Genomic DNA, 286 nt, shown 5'->3' with positions numbered 1-286 from the left:
CGTATGAGCTGCCCAGTCGCTTACCGACGATGCCCTCGCTCCCGATTGCGCAAGCGCTGGCCAGCAAGTGGGCCGGATCCGCGTCGAGGGTTTCGGAGAAGCGGACCTGATCAAGATCGACCTGCTCCAGCAGCACGCGCAGCAGGTCCCTTCGCTGCTCGACGGGCCGTGGCCGCAGGTCCACGCCGTCTATGAAAAGCAGGTCAAAGACGTAGTAGATCAAGCGGGCGGTCTTGCCGGATGCAAAGGCCTCTTGCAACGCCTGAAAGGCTGGACGGTCATCATC

At 62.6% G+C, this 286-nt stretch carries 1 pseudogene; it reads right to left on the bottom strand.

Features of this window, described 5'->3' with window-relative positions:
- A pseudogene (gene ligD / locus QMX84_RS26385) lies at positions 1–286 on the bottom strand (ATP-dependent DNA ligase); the annotation flags it as partial.

It is taken from the genome of Pseudomonas sp. PS01297, from assembly GCF_029959305.1.
GTDB classification, from domain to species: Bacteria; Pseudomonadota; Gammaproteobacteria; order Pseudomonadales; family Pseudomonadaceae; genus Aquipseudomonas; species Aquipseudomonas helleri.
The sequence above is the reverse complement of the archived record's forward strand: the minus strand, read 5'-3'. Positions and strand labels throughout refer to the sequence as shown.